Below are 20,777 nucleotides of genomic sequence, written 5' to 3'. Positions count from 1 at the left end.
GCCATGAAACGCTCACCGCTATTCACTCTGCTTTCAGGTCTGGGGATTGCCGCGGTGATGATCCTCACCGCCGCACTGGTCGCCTGGATCGGCCGCACTGCGCTGGGTAGTTTCGAGGTCTGGCAGCAGGCATTCGAATCCGCACGACCCAATCTGCGGTGGTGGCGCGCCCTGCTCTACGCCGCCCTCTTTGCGCTCTGGTGGGATCTGCTTCGGCGCTACCGCCATCGACCACAGGATCGACTGCGCGTGAAACGCATCGGAGCATTAGGGCTCGTGCTCTTTACCTGCGTCGAACTCACCCGACTGTGAGGTCACCACCATGCTCATGAGCACCAACAGCTACCTGGAGTTTTACCTCTCTCTGCTGGCCTGGATCATCAACAACGGCCTTTGGAGTGTCCTGTCCGACACTGGGCTATTCGCGGCGCCGTTCGGTGCGATTATCCTCCAGGAATGGCTGTCAGCCTGTCAGCAAGGCGCGGATGAAGGCAACAAGGGACTGCTCTCGGTACCGCGGATCGAGAACCGGTTGTGGCTGGCCTACATCGTCGTCTTGTTCGGCTGCGCGCCGATCTTTCCGTTGAGCCTCTCGTCAATGGCGTTCGATGATGCGGCGAGCCAGCGCTGCGGCGTGAGTGTGGCCAAGCCAGCGGAAACCGCCTGGGGGACGACCTTCAATACCATTGGCGAACGCTCCGCCAACGTACCTATCTGGTGGTTTCTGGTGCATGCCTTGAGCAAAGGCGTGACCGCAGCGGCCACCGCCTCCATTCCCTGCGCACCGGACATCCGGCAGATGCGCATGGAGATCGACAGCTCGCGCATCGACAGTCAGGTACTGCTGCAGGAAGTTGCCGACTTCACTCGCGATTGCTATGGCTACTCCCGTTCTCGGTTGTTTACCAATCGCCCGCAGTTAGACAAGGCACAAAGTCACGACGCGTCCTGGATCGGCTCAAGCTATCTTCTCGACACACCCGGCTACTACGATATGGATCGCTCACGCACACCGAGAGTCAACTGGCCGTATGACGACAACCGCGACGTTTCCTTGCCGCGGCTGGAGAATGGCGCGGGCTACCCCACCTGCAAGCAGTGGTGGAGCGACAGTGGTGTCGGGCTACGCGAGCGCTTGATCGAGCAGGTCGATCCTTCGCTGCTGACTCAGCTGAAAGGTTGGTTGACTGGGCGTTCGAGCAACGAGATCGAAGACGCCACCCTGCGCGAGCTGGTCAGCCCGCGCCAGCAATCGATGTCCATGTCGCCCGGACAGGTGTATCAGGACTACGGCTCCAGCGCTCGTGGCGGTTCGATCAATCAGGGGCTCAATAACCTAGCCACCAATACCGGGTTGGCCCTAGGTTCCTTCAGCAACTTCCCGGCAATGAATGCATTACGCGCCGCCTTGCCGATGGTGCAGGCGTTCCTGATCATGGGCGTCATCATCAGCTTGCCGTTGATCTTGCTGGTCAGTACCTACCAGCTAAAGACCGTCATGACGGTGACGTTCGCGCTGTTCACACTGCACATGCTGAGTTTCTGGTGGGAGTTGGCCCGCTGGGTCGACTCCAGCATGCTCGAGACCTTGTACAACCAGGTTTCGGCTTCCAATCAGGCGCTGTTGTCGCTGCCCACTTCCGGGTTTATGGATGGGACTGTCACCGCGCAGGTGATCGAGTACGTGATGGGGTCGATGTTCATCGTGCTACCGATGCTGTTTCTAGGGGCCATGAGTTGGGCAGGATATTCAGTCGGCACCGGGATTCAAGGTATGTTGGCGAACGGTAGCAAAGCCGCAAGTGATTCAGCGAGCAAAGGCACAGATCAAATATTGGGTGCTGCTAAGCGCTCAATTAGATGATTTGCTGTCGCCTATATAATGCCCATTGTCGTCGAAGTCACCAATGTAGAGATCAGCACCTAGGTAGTCTGGCCCTGGACTTTCCTCTTGATGATCGGAACCAACAAAAGCCCTGAACCAAAGCAAAGTGATGACAGCCAGCATCATCACAAAAAAAGTAACCAGCCAAACACTGACAAAGAGCAATCCTCCGATCAATGCCAGTTTGGCAGCCAGAAAACTCCCGCGAACAAGTAATTTACCTGCGGGCATACCTACCGTCTCCGCACGCTCAACCACGCGGAATTCAAAGGTTTTCAACCTACGGTAACCACGCTTCACCGACATACCACAGACGTACGCCCAGCGGTGGGCACGTGAACTCTGAACAGGTTGCTGAATCGGCATGGTCTCGCCCTCTTCCGAGCGTTTTCATGGTTGAGACAGGAGTAATAGCGTACTACTTAAATTGGCCCGTGCCTGACCGTTTATCAGTTTGCCCCAGCCGAAAAATCTTCGCTGGAAGACAGAAGACAATCTCCGTGAAACAGCGTCTCTACAGTCATTGACACATACAAATCGTCCGGTTAAATACAAGGTACGGATCGCTGTTATCGACAGCACTTTCCCAGGTAGCCAGAACCTTCAAGGCTACGTCACTTCAATGATGGTTCTCCCCAAGTGCGATTAGCGTTCGGTGGCTCGCACAGTGACCGTTGGTACGGTGATGAACGCCTACTGCTCTCCTGAACGCCTTTCGAGCGCTGCTCGTGAGATAAGCCCTCTTGTTTTTCTTTAACCCACGGCGGGGGAATCTTTCCCCGCACGGGACAGGTTTCTTCGCGTTTTCAACGGAGACATACCATGCCCGACTCACTGACACCGAAAACACTGAACGCCCTTCGGCTGCCCATTGTGTTCACCCCTCGCGCGTGGCAACGCGCAGTACTGCTCGATCACTCAGATTACGCTGAGAAGCTGCAGGTCGATCGGCTGAGCCACGTATGACGCGCTCACCTGTCCTCTCCACACGAGCCCTATGTGCTGTTCGAGGTAGTCCACATTCAATCAACAGATCACTTAGACCACGACCCGTCGCTGCAATTGAGTCTCACCCTACTCCAAGAATTGGGTCAACCTGGCGCCTTGCTGATAGCGCTTGCAGAAGAGGCCAACGCTAAACGCAGATAACCCTATCTCGGCTCTCAAATCCACATTCGGACAACATGCAGGACCTGAATCAATCCAACCTATCACCCACCGGGGAACCCTCCCCGACGGGCAAGGCGTTCCTCCGTTTTCTCTCGAGGAAAATGCCATGCGCGATATCTACCAAGACGTGACTGACAAGATCGTTGCCGCTTTGGACCAAGGCGTTGCCCCCTGGATCAAACCCTGGTCCTCAAGTGGCTCAACTGACGTCGGTCATCATCAACCCTACCCCATCAACGCCATCACGCGTCGTCCGTATTCGGGCATCAACTTACCGTTGCTCTGGGCCGAGGCCAGGTTGCAGGGGTTCACTCAAGATCGTTGGCTGACCTTCAACCAAGCTAAAAAGGCCAGTGGGCACATCCGTAAGGGTGAGCACAGCACTCTGGCGGTGCTCTATAAGCCGATGGAGCGCGAGGAACAGACAGAGTCAGGCCAACCCGTACTCAATGAAAACGGTCAGCCCAAGGTCGCTCACTTCGGCATTGTCAGGACGCATTTTCTGTTCAACATCGAGCAAACGGAGGGGCTCGAAGCGCTCAATGAAACCCTGTTCGAGACGGAACCGAGTGATCCCTTCCAGGCCAACAGCTCTGCGGAAAATCTACTGTTACGTTCGGGTGCACAAATCGTTCATCGGCCTACCGACGAAGCCTTTTACCTTCCGGTTGGGGATCTCATCCAACTGCCGACAAAAGCGCAATTTCACGATGAAGGTGGGTACTACGCCACCGCACTGCACGAGCTGACGCACTGGACCGGGCATCACACTCGGTTGCAGCGCGAAGGCGTGACGTCATCCTGTCCGTTCGGCTCGCCAGGCTACGCGTTTGAGGAGTTGATCGCCGAAATGGGCGCGGCGTTTTTATGTGCCTACACCGGTATACAGGGAGAGCTGAGGCACGAGGGCTACATCGAGTACTGGCTCAGCCTGCTCAAGGCTGACAAGCGCGCAATCTTTCGTGCCAGTGGCCACGCCCGAAGCGCCTCGGAATATGTACTCAACTTGGAGCAGCAACTGAAACAGACGGTAATGGATGACTCGCAATGCATGAGCGATGGAGCTTAATCGTTACCTCTCCGCTGTAAACGCTTCACAGGGCCCAACGCGAGTTGAGCCCTTTTTTCTGCGCCCAGAAAAAGCCCCATCCCGCGGGGCTCTGAGGCAAAGAATCAGAGATGGGTAAACACCCGCAACCTGTCATGACGCATCCAGGTTCTGCGCCAGAAAATCCACTAGTTCAAGCGGACTCCGGCTGTCGATCACCTTGTAGATCAGATCGCGTTTACTGCGCGGCAACTTCTTGACCACGCTCTTCGCCGAAGCCCTGACAGCTTCGTCTGTCCCATGGATACGTGCCGCAAGCAGCAGCACGAGCGTGGCGTCAGTGAGGTTCATTGCAAGACCCAAAAAATATGCACCGCAGTGTACCGACTCTTTTCTTTTCCGTACTAGCCCCCAACAAAACGATGTCTAGAAGAATCAATATTTCCATTGCCGCACAAAGGGACACGAGCCAAAAGGACGGGAAAGGGTTGGAAGGGAATGGGGACTCAAGGGTAAGAGCTCTATCCGAAAAGGCTAAAAAGCCACTGACCCAGCCACTTCCCGGAGGTCGCGATGCTCAGTCTGTTTCGCCATAAAAGGCAGAAGCTCCCTCCGCCACCGACTGTGAACGTCGCCGAAGGTTACCTGCCCATCGAGTCAGCCCGCAGCTTGTTAGCCGCGGAGCACCGCCGCCAGTTGCTCGATCGCATCTGGCAGTACACCGCCCTCTCCCACGCGCAGTTCATCCAGCTCTATTTAAATCCGATCCATCGCTACGCCGAACAGGTCCAGCAACTCCCGGCCAGCGAGTCGCACCACCATGCGTATCTCGGCGGCATGCTCGACCATGGGCTGGAACTGGTCGCCTGTGGTTTGAAACTGCGTCAGTCGTATCTGCTTCCCACCGGCGCCGCGCCCGAAGATCAAGCCGCCCAGATTGATGCCTGGTCCGCCGGAATCGCTTATGGTGCCCTGCTGCATGACATCGGCAAAATCGCCGTGGACCTGCTGGTTGAACGCCAAGATGGCCGTCGTTGGCATCCTTGGCAGGGCCCGCTGGATCAGCCCTACCGTTTTCGTTACATCAAGGGGCGCGACTATCACTTGCACGGCGCCGCTGCAGGTTTGCTCTACACCCAGATTCTCGACCGGCCCATCCTCGATTGGCTCAGTGGATTTCCGTCGCTGTGGGCCAGCCTGCTGTATGTCCTGGCGGGCCAGTACGAACGTGCCGGCGTGCTCGGTGAGTTGGTGATGCAGGCCGACCGGGTCTCCACCGCACAGAACATTGGCGGTAACCCTAGCAAGGCGCTCCTAGCGCCGATTCATTCCCTGCAACATCACTTGATCAGCGGACTGCGTCATCTGGTTCAACACGAGCTGAAACTCAACCAGCCAGGTGCCGCGGGATGGTTGACCCAGGACGCGCTCTGGCTGGTCAGCAAGACCGTCACCGACAAATTGCGAGCCTATTTGCTGTCGCAATCGATTGAGGGCATTCCCTCGTCCAACATCGCGGTGTTCGACGAGCTGCAGTCGCATGGGCTGGCCGAGTCGACCCCGGAAGGCAAAGCCATTTGGACCGCTCTGGTTGCGCAGGGAAACTGGCAGCAGACCTTTACCTTTCTGCGCCTTCAACCGGCGTTGATCTGGGGGAACGAAGACAGGCCTGAGGCTTTCAGCGGAACGGTGAGTGTTGCAATCGATGCACCCCCGACTGATGCTCCTGTATCACTGCGAGCGTCCAAGTCAGTCAGTACGAGATCAACTCAAAGCCCATTGCAGCCCGAGCCACCGGAGATGGAGGATACCGACTACCTCGGAACGTTGCTGGATATGTTCGAATTGGCAGAACCCGAGGTCAGTGATGCGCCGTCAGAAAGCATTCTCGAAATCCCAACGCCCCTTTCGAGTAACCCTGGTCAGGTTTTTGTGAATTGGGTCAAGGAAGGCATCCAGAGCCACAAGTTGATCATCAACGACAGCAAGGCCAAGGTGCACACGGTGCGCGGTTCGGTGTTTCTAGTAACACCTGGTCTCTTCCAACGCTACGTTCAGGAGTTTCCTGGTATCTCACAGGGTGCCAATCAAGAAACTGAAGAGTGGCGCTGGGTGCAGAAGGAGTTCGAGAAACTGAAGATGCACAGGAAGCGAGGCAACGGCTTGAATATCTGGGCGTGCAAAGTGCAAGGTCCCAGGAAGAAAACGACCTTGAAGGGCTATCTGATTTCGGAGCCGACGTCACTTTTAGAATCGCTGCCGCCAGATAACCCTTTTCTCGTGCTTGATGATGGCTAACGACGCTAATCACATCCTTCAGACGTTTGTTGTACTCGCGCCGCAATCCTTGCTTCCTATTTGCCTCCCTGTTCGAGGCCTGTGTCACCGAATCTTGACGTTATCTGGGCTCACTCCAGACTGGAGCGAGCCCAGTGTGATCATGCAGGCACTTCCGCGGGACGGTCAGCGATGAACCCACGCTTGCGCCAAGTGACCCTAACGAATGATTGGAAATCAGCTTCACCACTCAGCTCAAGTTCATCGGCGTGATCGGTGACGATTATCTGGGGCATGATCCCAGTCGCTTCTTTCGTTTCCTGGCAAAACTCTACGAGCTTGTCGAACATATTGGTGACAGACCCGATGTCCTCATCAACCTTTTCCACCCGATCGGTGAGCTTCGCCAAGGCCAGGGCGTTAAAGCCCTGCTGCCCGTGGTCGATCTTAGCCGGAAAATAGACCTGCGTTGGTTGATCCAGAAATAGTATTGGGGGGATCTTGCACCCATCCTTGTGCTTAAGTGCAAATACCGAATGCAAAGCCAGGAATAGCGTCAGGTGCGAATACAGCCAATTCGCACCACTGCCCATAGAGCGAAGGTACAGGTTGCCCATCTCGACGCTTTCATGCCACAAGTCGAAATTTTCGAGATCAAATTTCAGGTTTATTGGCATATAAGCAGGCTCGAAATCAAAGCCAGCACCAATTCGCGCCATTTCATTATTAATTAAGTCGCTCAGGTCGCGCATTTTCCCGGGCACGTCATATCCATCCAAGATGGGTTTAAGCTCAGCCATCTTGGCTTCAATTGTTTTCCGCGTGCCTTCAAACTCTGACTTCGGTTTATTGGAGTAGTTTTCAATCTCCAATTCCAAGCGATGTTTCACTCGCAGCGCAATCTCATCGACCGTTTTACTCTTCTTAAGATCTTCAACCTGCTTCTCCAAGCGAGTAATTCTCGACTGGATACTAGACATAGTTTCTTTTTGGTCTGTGAGCTTCTTAGCTATCTTACCCTCCTCATCGCGCAAGCTCTCACGCGCATAGGAAGAAATTTCCTGCCCGGCGCGGCCAAAGTCGCGCAATTCGACAGCAAGACCGGCAAGGCACTGCGGGTGCTGCGCTTCGATAAGGACATCCTGCCGCCCGGCACGGTCATGAATGACCTGCGGGTGTTTGATCATCGCGTCTATATCACCGACGCCGACATTGGCGGCCTGATCATCCATAACCTGGACACCGGCAAAACCGTGCGCCGCTTGAGCAACCGCCCGATGCTGCGTCAGCCCGTGGACAGCCCCTTGCTGGCAACCCATGGCCGCCTGTATGAGGACGAGCACGGCAAACGCCCGCAGGTGCACGCCAACATGCTGGAAATCACCCCGGATGGTCAGTGGCTGCTGTTCTCCACCCCCAGCAGCCCGATGTGGAAGATTCCACGCAAGCTGCTGGATGACCCGTCCGTCAGCGATGCCGAACTGGAACGGCATATTGTGAAGGCTTTCGACAAAGGCACTATCAACGGTACTTGCATCGACTCGCTCGGCAATCTGTACCTGGGCCTGGTCGAGTCGCGCAGCATCGGCATCGTTGCACCCGATGGTCGTACCGCAACGTTGATCCAGGATGACCGGCTGATCGGCCCGGATGCGCTGTTTATCGACGCCAACCGCCGCCTGCTGATCCCGGCCACGCAGGGCGAACTGCTGGCTAACTTCAACCGTGGCGTGAATGCGACTTCAGGCACCTTCAGTGTCTATTCAATGGCACTGCCGACGTTGGTGGAGGGCATCCCGCTAGGGCACTCAATGTCGTTCCAAAAGTAAATCCAAACTAACGCAGGCGCCTCTGACATAACCCGTCAAGGGCGTTCGGCTGAACGCATTTCATGGATCATGCGATACTCTGCGCCTCTTTCTTCAGAGCGCCTGACCTCGCCCATGAAAAAACCCTTCACGACCCTGGAAGATGTGGCCCTGGCGGCCAATATGTCCCGTGCGCAAACCTCCCGCGCCCTGCGTGGCGACCCCGGTGTGCGCGCCGAGACGCGTGAGCGCATTGCCGCGATTGCCGCCGAGCTCAACTATCGGCCAAACCTGGCCGCACGCAGCCTGGTATCCGCGCACTCCTCCATCGTCGGGTTGATCATTGGCGACCCGAGCAACCCTTTCCATATCCAGTTGGCCCAAGCCGTGGATCGCGCCCTGCTGGACCGTGGCTTCGAGCCCGTGACCACCCTGCGCTCGGCCGAGGACGGCTCGGCAGTGAACGAGACCGAGCGGCTGCTGCGCTTTCGGGCGGCAGGCGTGATCCTGATCGCGCCGCTGATCACGTCCAAAGCCATCAGCACCATCGCCGATAGCCTGCCGTGTGTGTACCTGGGCAGTCAGCGCGTGAACCATCCGCGAGTCACAGTGATTACCGTCGACGACAATGGAGGCGTCAGAACGGCCATGGAGCACCTGCTCTCCTTAGGCCACCGGCGTATCGCTCACCTGGGCGGTGGCAATGAAGCGTCTGCGCGGGAACGCACCAAGGCCTATTGCGAGGTGATGGAGGAAGCCGGGCTCGAACCGTTTTTCCTGCGCGGCACCCATGATGCGGCCTCGGGCCGACGCGGCGTCGACGCACTGTTCAGCGACGCCAACCCGCCGACGGCGATCTTCGCCTCCAATGACTTTCTCGCCCTGGGCGTACTTGATCGCCTCAAGGGCATGGGTTTGTCTGTGCCGGAGGATGTCTCCGTGGTAGGTTTTGACGATATTCCCAGCGCCGCGAACTCGGTGTTTTCCCTGTCGACCCTGCGCCAGGATATCCACGCCCAGGCGCAAACAGCCGTTGATTCCCTTGAGGCAATGATTGCCAACGGCGCCAAGCGCATACGTCGCCACGTGATGCCGGTGGAGCTGGTTCTGCGCCATTCCTGCGGCCCCGCAAAAGCGTCCTGACCTGCACACCCGGGGCGTTTCGCGCTCGGGGCGGATTGACGCGACATTGTGTCGCGGCCTAGAATCGCCGCCTGCCAGCACACGGAGCAGTCTTCTGCCCAGCGGTTGCTGGTTTTTTTTCGTCACAAAATGAGAACGCTCTCTTTTTCAGGTAGCGTTTATTTTTTCATAGAAAATGAGAGCGCTCTCTAAGCGTGCCATGTTGCACGCAAACCCAGCGCCGATCGCCGTACCTGAGAAGGAGTAAAGATGGATCGTCGAAGTGTGTTGAAAGCCGGCATGGTGCTGATCAGCACCAGTGTGGCTGCCTCGATTTTTCGACCTGCCGGTGCAGCGCTGCGGGTCCTCAACGGTGGCACCAAGTGGCTGGCAAAAGAAACCTTGCCGCCCTCCCCGGTTGACCCGACAAAACGCATGTTCCTGACCGACAAAGAATTCGCCCAGGTCACGGCCATTTTCGACCGCCTGATCCCGGCGGATGACATCAGCGTCAGTGCTTCGCAAGCTGGCTGTGTGGTGTTTATCGATCACCAACTGGTCACGCCCTGGGCCGCCGGTGCGTTGCGTTACCTGAGTGGCCCGGAAGAAAAAGGCAGCGACACCCAGGGCAACCAGTCGCTGAGAACCCCGGCGTATCTCTACCGCAAGGGCCTGGCCGAGCTGGACGCGTACTGCCACGCCCACCTGGGCAACAGCTTCGAGGCCCTGAGCGCCGAACAGCAGGATGAGCTGCTTGAACATATGGAAAGCGGCGACGTGCAGCTGGCGTCCATACCCTCGAACGCGTTGTTCACGCAATTGCTGAGCAACGTGCAGGAAGGTTTCTTCGCCGACCCGATCTACGGCGGCAACAAGGACATGGCCGGTTGGAAAATGGTCGGTTTCCCTGGCGCCCGTTACGACTACCGCGACTACGTCAACCTTAAAGGCCAGAAGCTGGACATTATCCCGGTCAGCCTCATCGGCCGCATCTGAATCGAACTTCATCCCAATGACGCCGTATAGGCGCATGCCTGATCTGGAAAGCATTCATGAATTACACACGACCTAAAGCCGATGCAGTGATCGTCGGCCTGGGCTGGGCCGGCGCGTTGATGGCCGAAGAACTGACTCGCGCCGGCCTGAATGTGGTGGTGATCGAGCGTGGCCCGTGGGAGCAAACCCACCGCAATATGCCGCCTAGCATTGCCGCCGACGAATTGCGCTATGGCGCACGACGCGAGGCCTTGCGCCCGCCCAGCGTCGAAACCCTGACCTTTCGCAACAACCGCCATGAAAAAGCCCTGCCCGGCCGCGACATGAATAACTGGGTGGTCGGCTACAGCGTGGGCGGTGCCGGCAAGCACTGGTCGGCCAACGCCTGGCGCTTCACCCCGGCGGACTTCACCATGGCCACGCGGGTCAAGGAACGCTACCCGCACATGAAGCTGCCTGAAGGTCTGATCGTGCAGGATTGGGGTGTGACCTACGAAGAGCTGGAACCGCACTACGATCGCTGGGAAAAAATCTCCGGCATCTCCGGCAAAGCCGGCGTATTGAATGGCCAGGTGCAACCCGGCGGCAACCCGTTTGAAGGTTCGCGCAGCTCGCAATACCCGACCCCGCCACTGGTGCGTTCGCGCTGGAATGACATCTTCCACCAGACTACCGAAAAAATGGGCCTGCACCCGTTTCCGATCCCCGCCGGCACCATCGGCGCAGCGTACACCAACCCGCTGGGGATCAATCTCGCGCCCTGCACCTACTGCGGTTTCTGCGGGTTCTACGGCTGCGGTAATTGGTCCAAGTCATCGCCCAATGCCTGCGTGATCCCGGCGCTGATGACTCGGCCGAACTTCACCCTGCTCACCGAATGCACCGCGCTCAAGGCTGAGAAAGCTGCCGACGGCAAGACCGTTACCGGCGTGACCTTTCTTGATTCGGACAAGAACATCGGCTTCCAACCGGCCGATATCGTGGTGTTTGCCGCCTTCCAGTTCGACAACGTGCGCCTGATGCTGCTGTCCGAAGTCGGCACCCCGTATGATCCGCAAACACGCAAGGGCACCATCGGCCGAGCGTATAACTTCCAGACCATGTCCTATGGCTTCCTGTATTTCGAAAACGAATACATGAACCCCTTCATCTCCACCGGCGCCCTATCGACCCAGATCGATGACTACAACGGCGACAACTTCGACCACACCAACCTGGGTTTTCTGGGCGGCGCGGGCATCCAGGCACTGAGCGACCAGGCCACGCCCATGGGCATGACCGACCGCGTGCCGGCCGGCACAAAAATGTGGGGCTCGCAGTGGAAAAAAGCCTTCCAGCACAGCTACCAGAACTACGCCAAGATCCAGGGCCAGGGCACCTCTTACGCCCACGTCGAAAGCTACCTTTCGCTGGACCCGAACTACTCGGACGCTAACGGTCAGCCCTTGCTGCGCATGACCTTCGAGTACAACGAAAACGACCGCAAAATGGCGCGCTTCGTACGCGACCGGATTGCCGATATTTGCCGTGTAAGCGGGGCCAAGACCTGGGATGCGCAGGCGTTCCCGGATCAACCGTTCTCACCGTCACGCGCGTACGACAGCGGCCATACCATCGGCGGCGCGGCCATGGGCCTCGACCCGGCCACCTCGGCCCTCAACCGTTACCAGCAGAGCTGGGACGCCCACAACCTGTTCGTGATCGGAGCATCGTCGTTCCCGAACAATGCCGGCTACAACCCCACCGGCACCCTGAGCGCGCTGACCTTGTGGACCGCTCAAGCCATCATTAACGACTACCTGCGCCAACCTGGCCCGCTGACCCGCTGAGGAACACACCGTGAAAAAGCTCACCAAGCTCGCTGCGGTCGTTGCAGGCTGCGGCATCCTCGGCGCGGCCGGGTTTATCGGGTTTGCCATCTACGGCGAACACCGCACCTTTGCCCCCGTGCAGGCCGACAACAGCGGCCCTCTGCAAGGGCAGATAAAACGCGGTGAATATGTCGCCGCCATGGGCGACTGCATGGCCTGCCACACCGTACCGGGCGAGCCGCCGTACGCGGGTGGGTACGCGCTGGAAACGCCCTTCGGCATAATCAAGGCATCCAACATCACCAGCGACACCGAAACCGGCATCGGCCACTGGGACCTGGAGCGCTTCGACAAAGCGGTGCGCCACGGCATCGGTAGTCACGGTTATCTGTACCCGGCCATGCCGTACACCGCTTACGCCAAGATGACCGACCAGGACATCGCCGATCTGTGGGCGTACATGGGTACCGTCGCGCCGGTGAAGCAGAAGGTGGTGGAGAACGAACTGCCCTTTCCTTATAACCAGCGCGTGTTGCTGGCGGGATGGAACCTGCTGTTCTTTCGTGATCAGCCCTTTACGCCGGTGCCCGGGGTGACCGCCATCATCAACCGCGGCGACTACCTGGTCAACGGTCCCGGGCACTGCGCTGCCTGCCACACCGCCAAAAATGTCCTCGGTGGCGATGTCAGCGACGCGCTGCACGGCGGGACTTTGCAGGGCTGGCATGCGCCTGACCTGACCGGTAACCACAAGGTCGGCCTAGACCAGTGGACCACTGACGACATCGTCAGCTACCTGAAAACCGGCGCCAGCCGCCAGGGCGTGGCCTCCGGCCCAATGCAGGAAGCCGTGGAATATTCCACCCAACACCTGACCGATCCGGACCTCAAGGCCATTGCCGCCTACCTGCAGCAGTTGCCAGCCAGCCCAGCGCGCAACACAGCGGCTATCGCCGCAAGCGACCCGCAAATGGTTACCGGCAAGCGCGTGATGGAAAGCCAGTGCAACGCCTGCCACAACACCGATGGTTCAGGCGTGCGCCACATGATCCCCGCGCTGAGCGCCAGCGCCCAGGTAAACGCAGAAGACCCGGCCAACCTGCTGCACGTAGTTCTCAAGGGGGCCGAAGGCCCGGTCACCACAGGCAATCCGACTGGAGCCGGCATGCCGCGTTTCGACTGGCGCTTGCCGGACGACAACATCGCGGCGGTACTCACCTACATCCGCAACAGCTGGGGCAACAGCGCACCGCGCGTAACCCCGGACGATGTGAAACACGCGCGCACTCAACTCGATGCGCAGCCATGGTTGAACCATTAATAACAATAATTGCCGGCAGTAAGCGCTGCGCCCTGCCCGGCACCACCCTTGACCCAGGAAGACCCACCTATCATGGAATTCAAGCCTCTCCGCGCACTGCCACACGGATCTGCCACCGCCCTGCTGCTCTGCCTCTGTGCCACCAGTGGCACAGCCAGCGCCGACGCCTTTGGCGCCGAATCCCCCTGGATGACCGGCGACTGGGGCGGCCTGCGTACCGACCTGCTCAAGCTGGGCGTCGATATCAAGATGGGCTACCTCGGTGAAACCGCCACCAGCCTGCTCGGCGGCTACAGCCGCCACGAACACCCGACACGCTATTCGGACCAGTTCAACCTTGGCGCCGATATCGACCTGCAAAAGTTCATGGGTTGGGAAGACGCGCTCTTCAGCGTGGCGGTCTCCAACCGCAACGGGAAGGAACTCGGTGAAAAGACCGACGACCCGAGGGCGCGCGGCATGGGGTCAACCCAGGAAATCAATGGTCGCGGCAGCGTCACACGCTTGGGTGAACTGTGGCTGAGCAAAGGTTGGCTCAACGATCGTATCAACCTCAAGGCCGGCCGCTTTGCGGTGAGCGACGAGTTTGCCGCCGAAGATTGCGTGTTCCAGAACCTGGCCTTCTGCGGTTCGCAGCCGGGCAACTACGTCGACAGCATCTACAACGGTCCCATCAGCCAATGGGCGGCACGCCTGCGCTATCGCTTGAGCGATGAGGTATATGCACAGGTCGGCGCGTTCAACGTCAACCCGTCCAACCTGGAAAACGGCAACGGATTCAAGCTCAACACCGCCGGTACCAGGGGCACGCTGGTGCCGGTGGAGTTGGTGTGGACACCCCGCGTCAACGACCTGCCGGGCGAATACCGCATCGGTTACTTTCGCAGCACGGCAGATGGCACAGACCTCTACAAAGATGACGCCAGCCAGCCCGCCGCGCTGACCGGCAACGACTACCGCAGCGTTTCAAGCCGCCACGGTTACTGGTGGGTGGGCAAGCAGCAGGTCACCTCGGTGGACGGCGACCCGTCGCGCGGCCTGACCCTGACTGCCAGCGTATCGTTCTACGACCGCGCGACCACTCCCGTCGACAGCTACCAGAAAATCAGCGCACTCTACAAAGGCCCGTTTGATGCACGCCCCAAGGATGCCCTGGGTTTCGGCGTGGCCCGCGTGCATGCCAGCTCACACCTGCTGCGCAATGCGCAAACGGCCAATCAAGCCAGTGGCTTGGGCTATGACGCGACTGGCTACGTGCCAGAGCAACACAGCATGTACGTCGCAGAACTCAACTACCGCGTGCAAGCCACCCGCTGGCTGAGTGCGATGCCAAACCTGCAGTACATCAAGCACCCTGACGGCGTGCGCGAAGTGCCGAATTCGCTGGTGTTTGGCATGGAAGTGCAAACCCTGTTCTGACCTCGTGCAGGGCGCGATCAACCGCGCCCTTACGATCAGGTGAAGTCATCCGCGGCCTTGTCGTGACCTTGCCCAGCGCGTGGATTCCATTGGAACCCCGACCGGGCCACCACTCCCGCCTTCAGGCGTTGATCGTCGCCATAGTCTTCACGCGGGTGAAAAAACAGCGGTTCAACCTCATCAATAACCTCGAGCACCTGCTTGTACCTCTGCAGGTAAATAATGCGTTGTTCCTCAGACACATTGCCCGGCATCCAGGCAACGTAGGGTGGCAACACGTCAAACCCCAGGTAGCGAAATATCCCGTTGTGGATCGGCCAGAGAATATGGGTCATGCAGCCATCGATCCCATCGGGCTGATATAGGCTTTCGGCGGTGCCGGTGGTGACGCAGACCATGGCTTTGCGGCCGTTGAACTTGCCGTTGTCGTATTTCTCACCGGACGCGTACGCAAAGCCACGGGTCATGGTGCGGTCGACCCAGCCTTTGAGCACGGCTGGCATTGAGAACCACCAGATCGGGAACTGGAAAATCAATAGATCACACCAAAGCACCTTTGCCTGCTCCTGTTCCACATCAAAGGTCGGGCGGCCTTGGATGAACATGTGCTCCTGTTCAGCAGGGAGATTCAGAAACTCTGTGTTCACCCGCGGCGTGGTGATATCGGCGCCGTCGAGGGGCGCCTTCCATTCCAGTGCGTAAAGATCACTCACTTGAACCTTGTGTCCCTGGGCCGTCAGGGTTTCACTCGCCAGGTCTTTCAGTGCACCATTGAAGGAACGAGGTTCCGGGTGGGCATACACAATCAGGACATTCATCTGCATTTCCTCAAGACCAATGATGCCTGTGATTCTTACGCCTGACCCCGAGCACGACAAATCATCATTTTTAGCCGTATGAAAGAGAAAAACTGCGCCATGAAACCTGAAGTCCCCCTCAAGGCCATCGCCTGCTTCGACGCAGTCATGCGCACCGGCAGTGCAGCCCTGGCTGCCGAGCAGATGTTTGTCACCCCGGGTGCCGTGGCGCAGCAGATCCGTAAGCTTGAGGGTTGGCTGGGCGTGTCGTTGTTCACTCGCACCGTGCGCAAGCTGAATCCTACTCAGGAAGCGTTGGCCTACTGGAAACAGGTGCAGCCCGCACTTCAGACGCTGGAGAACACCAGCCTTGCGCTGCGTCACCGGCAGGGCCAGGAAGTGCGCCTTAGCCTGCCACCCGCCTTTGCCAATTCGTGGTTCGCTCGGCGCATGCCGACACTCACTCGCCAGCACACTCAACTCAAGCTGCACCTGAGTGCGAGCACCGATCTGGTTGACGTCAACCACGATGGAGTTGACCTTGCCGTACGCCATTGCGATGGGAAGGTTCAAGGGTTGGTGGCCGAGTTGTTGCTGGCGGATGAGGTCCGGGTGTATTGCAGCCCGCTGTATCGCGAGCGCCTGCAGTTACGCTCGCTCGCCGACCTCACGCGCACGACGCTGCTGTACACCACGTCGCATGCGCACTGGCCCGCGTGGCTCGCACAGCTCGGTATGGCCGATGCACAAATGGCATCCGGCCTGCGTTTCGACCAGCCCGAACTCGCCATCGATGCGGCGCGGCGGGGTCAGGGAGTGGTGCTGACCAGTCCCTGGCTGGTCGAAGAGGCCGTGGAGCAGGGGCAACTGGAGCAGGTGTTCGAAGCAACCCTGTCCGTCGGCAAGGGTTACTATCTGGTTCACCGCGCTAGCGCGCCCTTGCGTGCACCCGTCGAGCAACTCCGGCAGTGGTTATTGCAATCGGCACTTAGTTGCTCGCCTCACGTGTAGCCCGGACCAACCCATTCAACCAGTCCTGATGGCCATTGATCATCGGGTTGGGCCTAGCCATGGCCAGTTCTACTGCCGGCTTACCCTTTTGGGTTTCCTGGGTGAGGACGCGTACGCGCCCCTGCGACAGGTCCTCGATGAGCCACGCATGATGAACATCCAGGCGGGTATCGCCCTCGCCCGCCCAACCATGCCAGGCAATCCGACCTGGCTGGCCGTCCGCCGGGGGGACGAATTCATTACACTGCGCTTCGACCGGGAACCCGAAGGTTTCAAAGTAGAAGCGCATACCGTCTTCTAGCTCAGGACCCACGCCGTCATGCAAGCGCACATTCGCCGAGTTGGCGTAGTAGCTCGGCCATTGCGACGCATGGCTCAACAACGGCCAGATATCCGCGGCGGCGAGGCCGGCGACGATGATTTCATTGGAGACAAAATTCTCGGTGAAGCCTGGCAGGTAGTCTTGCGGCCAGATGATCTCGTTCATGCTCAGTACTCAGTGGTAATGGACTGGCGCCATCGTCGGTATTATCGTGAAATAAAACCAATCGTCATCTTTTATGCAGAGCATCATGAATTCTGATATCAGACACCTCGACCTCAACCTGCTCAAAGCCCTCGATGCCTTGTTGGATGAGCGCAGCGTCACCCGCGCCGCCGAGCGCTTGTCGCTGACCCAGCCCGCCGTCAGCGGAATGCTCACTCGTTTGCGCGAAAGTTTCGGCGACCCTGCAACCCCAGGCATTTGACCCGCTCACGGCGACGATGACGGTTGCGCTGGCGTCCACCGACTACGCGTTGCGGGCGGTGGTGGTGCCTTTCCTGAGCGCACTGCGCGTACAGGCGCCGAATATCCGCATCGCGGTGCAACCCGTCGACCCGCAACAGCTGCCTGGCCAGTTGGACAGTGGGGCCATCGACTTGGCGCTGGTGACACCCGACAGCACCCCGCCCGGCCTGCATTCGGCGGCGCTGTTCGATGAGCGTTATGTGTGTGTGATGCGCGCCGATCACCCTGAATTACGGCATGAGGTACTGACCCTGGAGCGCTTTTGTGCGCTGGATCATGCGCTGGTCTCCCCCGCCGGTGGCGCCTTCGAAGGGGTAACCGATCACGCGCTCGCCCGTATCGGCCGATCACGGCGCGTGACGGTTTCGGTGACCAGCTTTCTGGTGCTACCGGAGATCCTGCGCACCAGCGACCTGATCGCCGTGGTACCCCGGCGCCTGGCGTTGCACGCCGATGGGCTGGTGTTGCGCGAACCGCCGCTGGACATTCCAGGTTTCAGCAAGACTGTGGCCTGGCATGAGCGCACCCATCACGACCCCGTTCACACTTGGTTACGCAGCCTGTTGGTGGACACCTGCCTGGCACTCGACTGAACGCCTTCAAGCGCTAAGCTGCGCCTTGACCTTACTGACGATAAACGCCCCGATAGGAATTGCCGACGTAGCCGCCGGCGACGGCGCGTTACACACGTTCACGCTCAGTTTGGTGTTCACAAACAGGAAGTCGTCAATCAACTTGCCGTTGTTCGACACAGCCTGGGCGCGGACACCAGCAGGATAGGGTTTCAAATCATCCTGGTTGATAGAAGGGAAGTATTTTTGCACCTGCTTGAGATAGCCGCGCTTGAAGATCGAGTTTCTCATCTCAATCAACCCAGGCTTAAAGTTGGCCTTGAGCACTTTCAACACACCGGGCGAGGTGAATATCTCGAACAAGACGCTACAGCCTTCGCAGGCATCCAAAACCGCGATATACGATACGAAATCCCGTATTTAGCGATCGGCACCCTGTACTATCATGGCGTGCCGTTTCGCTAATAACCCATCGAGCGTTCAAGAAGGGTTATATCCAATAAAAACAATAGGAGCCCACCATGACTACCCGCGCTGTTGCTCAAGCGTATCGGGCATACAGCCTCCGAGCTCTCGACAGCGGAACAGGCAGATGCGGATGAGCTGGCCGGTGAAGCTGTTACTGCATCGACGCAACAGTCACACGGGCAGCGGCCGATCCTGAATGACGCGCTTCATGACGAGCGTCGAGGTCAGCCGTTGCACATTGGGCAAGGCTGAGAGGCTCTCGTCGTACAGCCGCTGAAAAGCCGGCAGATCCTGGGTAATGACGTGAAGCAGATAGTCCGGCTCGCCGAACAACCGCTGAGCATCGATTACCTGAGGGATCTGCATCAGCGCTGCTTCAAACGCATGCACAGCAGATTTGTCGCCCTCGCGCAGGGTGACAAACACCATCGCAGAGAAATTGAGCCCCAGCGCTCCAGGGTCCAATTGAGCGCGATAGCCCATCAACACCCCGGATTCTTCCAACGCTCGCACGCGACGATGGCACGGCGACAGGCTAAGCCCTATCCGTTCAGCCAATTCCGTGACCGAGAGACGACCGTTTTTTTGCAACTCAGAAATAATCTTGCGATCAATCTCATCCATCTGGAAGATTCTCCCAATCCAGAGCGCTAACTTGACTATCTTTAGAAGCACATTCTAATCACATTTCATTATTCTTCCTCGCGTTCATTTATGCGTGAGGCAACGAGATGCAAAGAAGTAGATGTCATCAACGGAGAGGGCCAGCGGCATGACCTTGAGTATCTTCGTTGCATTCTGGGCCGTGTCGATTCTGTTTGTAATAACCCCTGGCGCGGATTGGGCCTATGCCATTTCGGCAGGGTTGAAAGGCCGCGTGGTACTGCCTGCCGTTGGTGGACTTCTGTCAGGGCATATCATCGCCACGCTGATCGTCGCCGGCGGCGTTGGTACGCTGGTGGCCAACCATCCTTTGGCGTTATCTGTGCTGACCGTTGCCGGTGCCGGCTACCTGCTGTGGCTGGGGATCAACATGCTTGCCCACCCTGCCACGCCCCACGCGGATCAGATCCAGGTATCGGATTCGTGGCAACGCTGGGCAATCAAGGGCCTATGTGTCAGTGGCTTGAACCCCAAAGTGTTCCTGCTATTCCTCGCACTGCTGCCGCAATTTACCGATAGCACGGCAACCTGGCCGGTGCCGATGCAGATGGTGGCGCTGGGGCTTGTGCATACGCTGAGCTGCGCAGTGATCTATCTGTTGGTCGGCTATGGCTCCCAAACCGTGCTGCGTGCCCGGCCCGTAGCGGCCCGGCGTGTCAGCCGTTTCTCCGGCGCGGCCATGATCCTAATCGCGATCGTGTTGTTCATCGAGCAAGTACTGGGTTAATCCCTTTTCAGCGAGGCAACAAAATGACTGATCAGCCTGCACCCTACGGCAACGCCCAATCGGCGCCGCGCATTCGTATCCCGCACTTGAAGCAGATGAAGGTCGAGGGTCGCAAATGGGCGATGCTCACCGCCTACGATATGTACAGCGCAGCGATTTTCGAGGAGGCCGGTATCCCGGTGCTGCTGGTGGGCGATTCAGCGGCCAATAATGTCTATGGCTACGAATCCACGCTCTCGGTGACCGTGGACGAACTGATTCCGCTGGTGCGCGCGGTCAGCCGCTCAACCCAGCGGGCGCTGGTGATTGCCGATCTGCCCTTCGGCGCCTACCAGGCGTCGGCCGAGCAATGTTTTCACACCGCCGTGCGCTTTATGAAAGAGGCCGGCGCGCATGCGGTCAAATTGGAGGGGGGAATCGAGATGCTGCCCCAGGTGGAGAAACTCGCACAGTCCGGTATTCCCGTCATGGCGCACATTGGTTTCACGCCCCAGATGGAGCATCAACTGGGTGGTTACCGGGTTCAGGGGCGCGGCGACGATGCGCAACGCCTGATCGACAGCGCCAAGGCATTCGAGGCGGCCGGGGCGTTTGCGTTATTGATCGAGATGGTGCCGGGAGAAGTGGGCCGTGCGATCACCGAAGCGGTGTCGATCCCCACTGTGGGCATTGGAGCGGGTAACCAATGCGACGCCCAGGTACTGGTGTGGCAGGACATGGCGGGGCTGCGCAACGGCCGCCTGCCGCGCTTTGTCAAACAATATGCGGACCTACGATCGGTACTCCGTACCGCCGCCAGTGACTTTGCGCGGGAGGTGCAGACCGGTGAGTTTCCGGGGCCTGAACATACGTTCTGAGCCCTGAAATACTTGTCGCAACGCCCGCTCAGGGC

The 20,777-nt window shown here is 58.7% G+C and carries 21 protein-coding genes and 2 pseudogenes; 16 read left to right on the top strand and 7 right to left on the bottom strand.

All coding sequences use genetic code 11. The features are described 5' to 3' along the window. Window positions 1-3 precede the first annotated feature (3 nt). Window positions 4-312: a hypothetical protein gene (locus AC07SU_RS10595; RefSeq protein ID WP_101270183.1), complete on the top strand. Its 309-nt coding sequence runs from the start codon at window positions 4-6 to the stop codon at window positions 310-312. Between the two features lie 10 nt (window positions 313-322). Continuing rightward, entirely contained in the window at window positions 323-1,864 is a 1,542-nt protein-coding gene (locus AC07SU_RS10590) for a conjugal transfer protein TraG N-terminal domain-containing protein (protein ID WP_101270180.1), read from the top strand. Here AC07SU_RS10590 and AC07SU_RS10585 read toward each other — a convergent pair. Further along, window positions 1,853-2,251 carry a DUF3742 family protein gene (locus tag AC07SU_RS10585; RefSeq protein WP_101270178.1) on the bottom strand — a complete coding sequence of 133 codons (399 nt, stop codon included), beginning with the start codon at window positions 2,249-2,251 and terminating at the stop codon, window positions 1,853-1,855. The two genes, AC07SU_RS10590 and AC07SU_RS10585, sit on opposite strands and share 12 nt — an antisense overlap. A gap of 456 nt (window positions 2,252-2,707) precedes the next feature. Here AC07SU_RS10585 and AC07SU_RS10580 point away from each other — a divergent pair. Together AC07SU_RS10580 and AC07SU_RS10575 are read left to right on the top strand one after the other, a co-directional pair. Next, window positions 2,708-3,034: pseudogene (locus AC07SU_RS10580) on the top strand (hypothetical protein). 127 nt (window positions 3,035-3,161) lie between these two features. Next, entirely contained in the window at window positions 3,162-4,124 is a 963-nt protein-coding gene (locus AC07SU_RS10575) for an ArdC family protein (RefSeq protein ID WP_101270175.1), read from the top strand. A gap of 132 nt (window positions 4,125-4,256) precedes the next feature. Here the strand turns inward: AC07SU_RS10575 and AC07SU_RS10570 are convergent, their stop codons facing one another. After that, window positions 4,257-4,454: a DUF7740 domain-containing protein gene (locus AC07SU_RS10570; RefSeq protein ID WP_101273795.1), complete on the bottom strand. Its 198-nt coding sequence runs from the start codon at window positions 4,452-4,454 to the stop codon at window positions 4,257-4,259. Between the two features lie 222 nt (window positions 4,455-4,676). On the opposite strand from AC07SU_RS10570, the gene mobH reads away from it, so the two are divergent. Beyond that, window positions 4,677-6,401 carry a MobH family relaxase gene (gene mobH, locus AC07SU_RS10565; protein WP_494996989.1) on the top strand — a complete coding sequence of 575 codons (1,725 nt, stop codon included), beginning with the start codon at window positions 4,677-4,679 and terminating at the stop codon, window positions 6,399-6,401. 140 nt (window positions 6,402-6,541) lie between these two features. Here the strand turns inward: mobH and AC07SU_RS10560 are convergent, their stop codons facing one another. Next, the gene (locus AC07SU_RS10560) at window positions 6,542-7,612 is read right to left on the bottom strand and encodes a DUF3732 domain-containing protein (RefSeq protein WP_256581929.1); all 1,071 of its coding nucleotides are present in this window, start codon (window positions 7,610-7,612) and stop codon (window positions 6,542-6,544) included. On the opposite strand from AC07SU_RS10560, the gene AC07SU_RS10555 reads away from it, so the two are divergent. The 6 genes from AC07SU_RS10555 (at window position 7,499) to AC07SU_RS10530 (ending at window position 14,857) form a co-directional block, all read left to right on the top strand. Next, window positions 7,499-8,209 (top strand): major royal jelly family protein, encoded by a 711-nt coding sequence (locus tag AC07SU_RS10555; RefSeq protein WP_256581928.1) that lies wholly within the window; start codon window positions 7,499-7,501, stop codon window positions 8,207-8,209. The genes AC07SU_RS10560 and AC07SU_RS10555 overlap by 114 nt on opposite strands. 114 nt (window positions 8,210-8,323) lie before the next feature. Further along, window positions 8,324-9,331: a LacI family DNA-binding transcriptional regulator gene (locus tag AC07SU_RS10550; protein WP_101270167.1), complete on the top strand. Its 1,008-nt coding sequence runs from the start codon at window positions 8,324-8,326 to the stop codon at window positions 9,329-9,331. A gap of 249 nt (window positions 9,332-9,580) precedes the next feature. Then, window positions 9,581-10,306: a gluconate 2-dehydrogenase subunit 3 family protein gene (locus AC07SU_RS10545; protein ID WP_101270165.1), complete on the top strand. Its 726-nt coding sequence runs from the start codon at window positions 9,581-9,583 to the stop codon at window positions 10,304-10,306. Between the two features lie 56 nt (window positions 10,307-10,362). Further along, window positions 10,363-12,135: a GMC family oxidoreductase gene (locus AC07SU_RS10540; protein WP_101270163.1), complete on the top strand. Its 1,773-nt coding sequence runs from the start codon at window positions 10,363-10,365 to the stop codon at window positions 12,133-12,135. 10 nt (window positions 12,136-12,145) lie between these two features. Further along, on the top strand, window positions 12,146-13,438 hold the full coding sequence (locus AC07SU_RS10535) for a c-type cytochrome (protein WP_101270161.1): 1,293 nt from the start codon (window positions 12,146-12,148) through the stop codon (window positions 13,436-13,438). Window positions 13,439-13,510: 72 nt separating this feature from the next. Then, window positions 13,511-14,857, top strand: a complete 1,347-nt coding sequence (locus AC07SU_RS10530; RefSeq protein ID WP_494996988.1) for a carbohydrate porin — start codon at window positions 13,511-13,513, stop codon at window positions 14,855-14,857. A gap of 35 nt (window positions 14,858-14,892) precedes the next feature. Here the strand turns inward: AC07SU_RS10530 and AC07SU_RS10525 are convergent, their stop codons facing one another. Next, window positions 14,893-15,675, bottom strand: coding sequence for an NAD(P)H-dependent oxidoreductase (locus AC07SU_RS10525; RefSeq protein ID WP_101270157.1), 783 nt, complete (start codon window positions 15,673-15,675; stop codon window positions 14,893-14,895). Between the two features lie 99 nt (window positions 15,676-15,774). On the opposite strand from AC07SU_RS10525, the gene AC07SU_RS10520 reads away from it, so the two are divergent. Next, a complete protein-coding gene (locus AC07SU_RS10520; protein ID WP_256581927.1) occupies window positions 15,775-16,665 on the top strand; it encodes a LysR substrate-binding domain-containing protein in 891 nt (296 codons plus the stop codon). Here the strand turns inward: AC07SU_RS10520 and AC07SU_RS10515 are convergent. Further along, the gene (locus AC07SU_RS10515; RefSeq protein ID WP_101270152.1) at window positions 16,643-17,152 is read right to left on the bottom strand and encodes an SRPBCC family protein; all 510 of its coding nucleotides are present in this window, start codon (window positions 17,150-17,152) and stop codon (window positions 16,643-16,645) included. The two genes, AC07SU_RS10520 and AC07SU_RS10515, sit on opposite strands and share 23 nt — an antisense overlap. An 85-nt stretch (window positions 17,153-17,237) precedes the next feature. Between AC07SU_RS10515 and AC07SU_RS10510 the strand changes: the two genes are divergently transcribed. Both AC07SU_RS10510 and AC07SU_RS10505 read left to right on the top strand, forming a co-directional pair. Next, on the top strand, window positions 17,238-17,414 hold the full coding sequence (locus tag AC07SU_RS10510) for a helix-turn-helix domain-containing protein (RefSeq protein WP_218274444.1): 177 nt from the start codon (window positions 17,238-17,240) through the stop codon (window positions 17,412-17,414). Window positions 17,415-17,430: 16 nt separating this feature from the next. Further along, window positions 17,431-18,048: a LysR substrate-binding domain-containing protein gene (locus tag AC07SU_RS10505; RefSeq protein WP_218274443.1), complete on the top strand. Its 618-nt coding sequence runs from the start codon at window positions 17,431-17,433 to the stop codon at window positions 18,046-18,048. A 6-nt stretch (window positions 18,049-18,054) separates the two neighbouring features. On the opposite strand, the pseudogene AC07SU_RS10500 reads toward AC07SU_RS10505, so the two are convergent. Together AC07SU_RS10500 and AC07SU_RS10495 are read right to left on the bottom strand one after the other, a co-directional pair. Further along, window positions 18,055-18,396, bottom strand: a pseudogene (locus AC07SU_RS10500) (L-2-hydroxyglutarate oxidase); the annotation flags it as partial. Window positions 18,397-18,666: 270 nt separating this feature from the next. Next, window positions 18,667-19,119, bottom strand: a complete 453-nt coding sequence (locus AC07SU_RS10495) for an Lrp/AsnC family transcriptional regulator (RefSeq protein ID WP_101273794.1) — start codon at window positions 19,117-19,119, stop codon at window positions 18,667-18,669. A 148-nt stretch (window positions 19,120-19,267) separates the two neighbouring features. Between AC07SU_RS10495 and AC07SU_RS10490 the strand changes: the two genes are divergently transcribed. Both AC07SU_RS10490 and panB read left to right on the top strand, forming a co-directional pair. Then, window positions 19,268-19,885 (top strand): LysE family translocator, encoded by a 618-nt coding sequence (locus AC07SU_RS10490; RefSeq protein ID WP_101270147.1) that lies wholly within the window; start codon window positions 19,268-19,270, stop codon window positions 19,883-19,885. Window positions 19,886-19,908: 23 nt separating this feature from the next. Further along, window positions 19,909-20,742: a 3-methyl-2-oxobutanoate hydroxymethyltransferase gene (panB, locus tag AC07SU_RS10485; protein WP_101270145.1), complete on the top strand. Its 834-nt coding sequence runs from the start codon at window positions 19,909-19,911 to the stop codon at window positions 20,740-20,742. Window positions 20,743-20,777 lie beyond the last annotated feature (35 nt).

This window comes from Pseudomonas sp. GW821-FHT05H12 (genome assembly GCF_059419385.1).
Note: the sequence above shows the minus strand (reverse complement) of the source record. Positions and strands in the feature narration are given on the sequence as shown.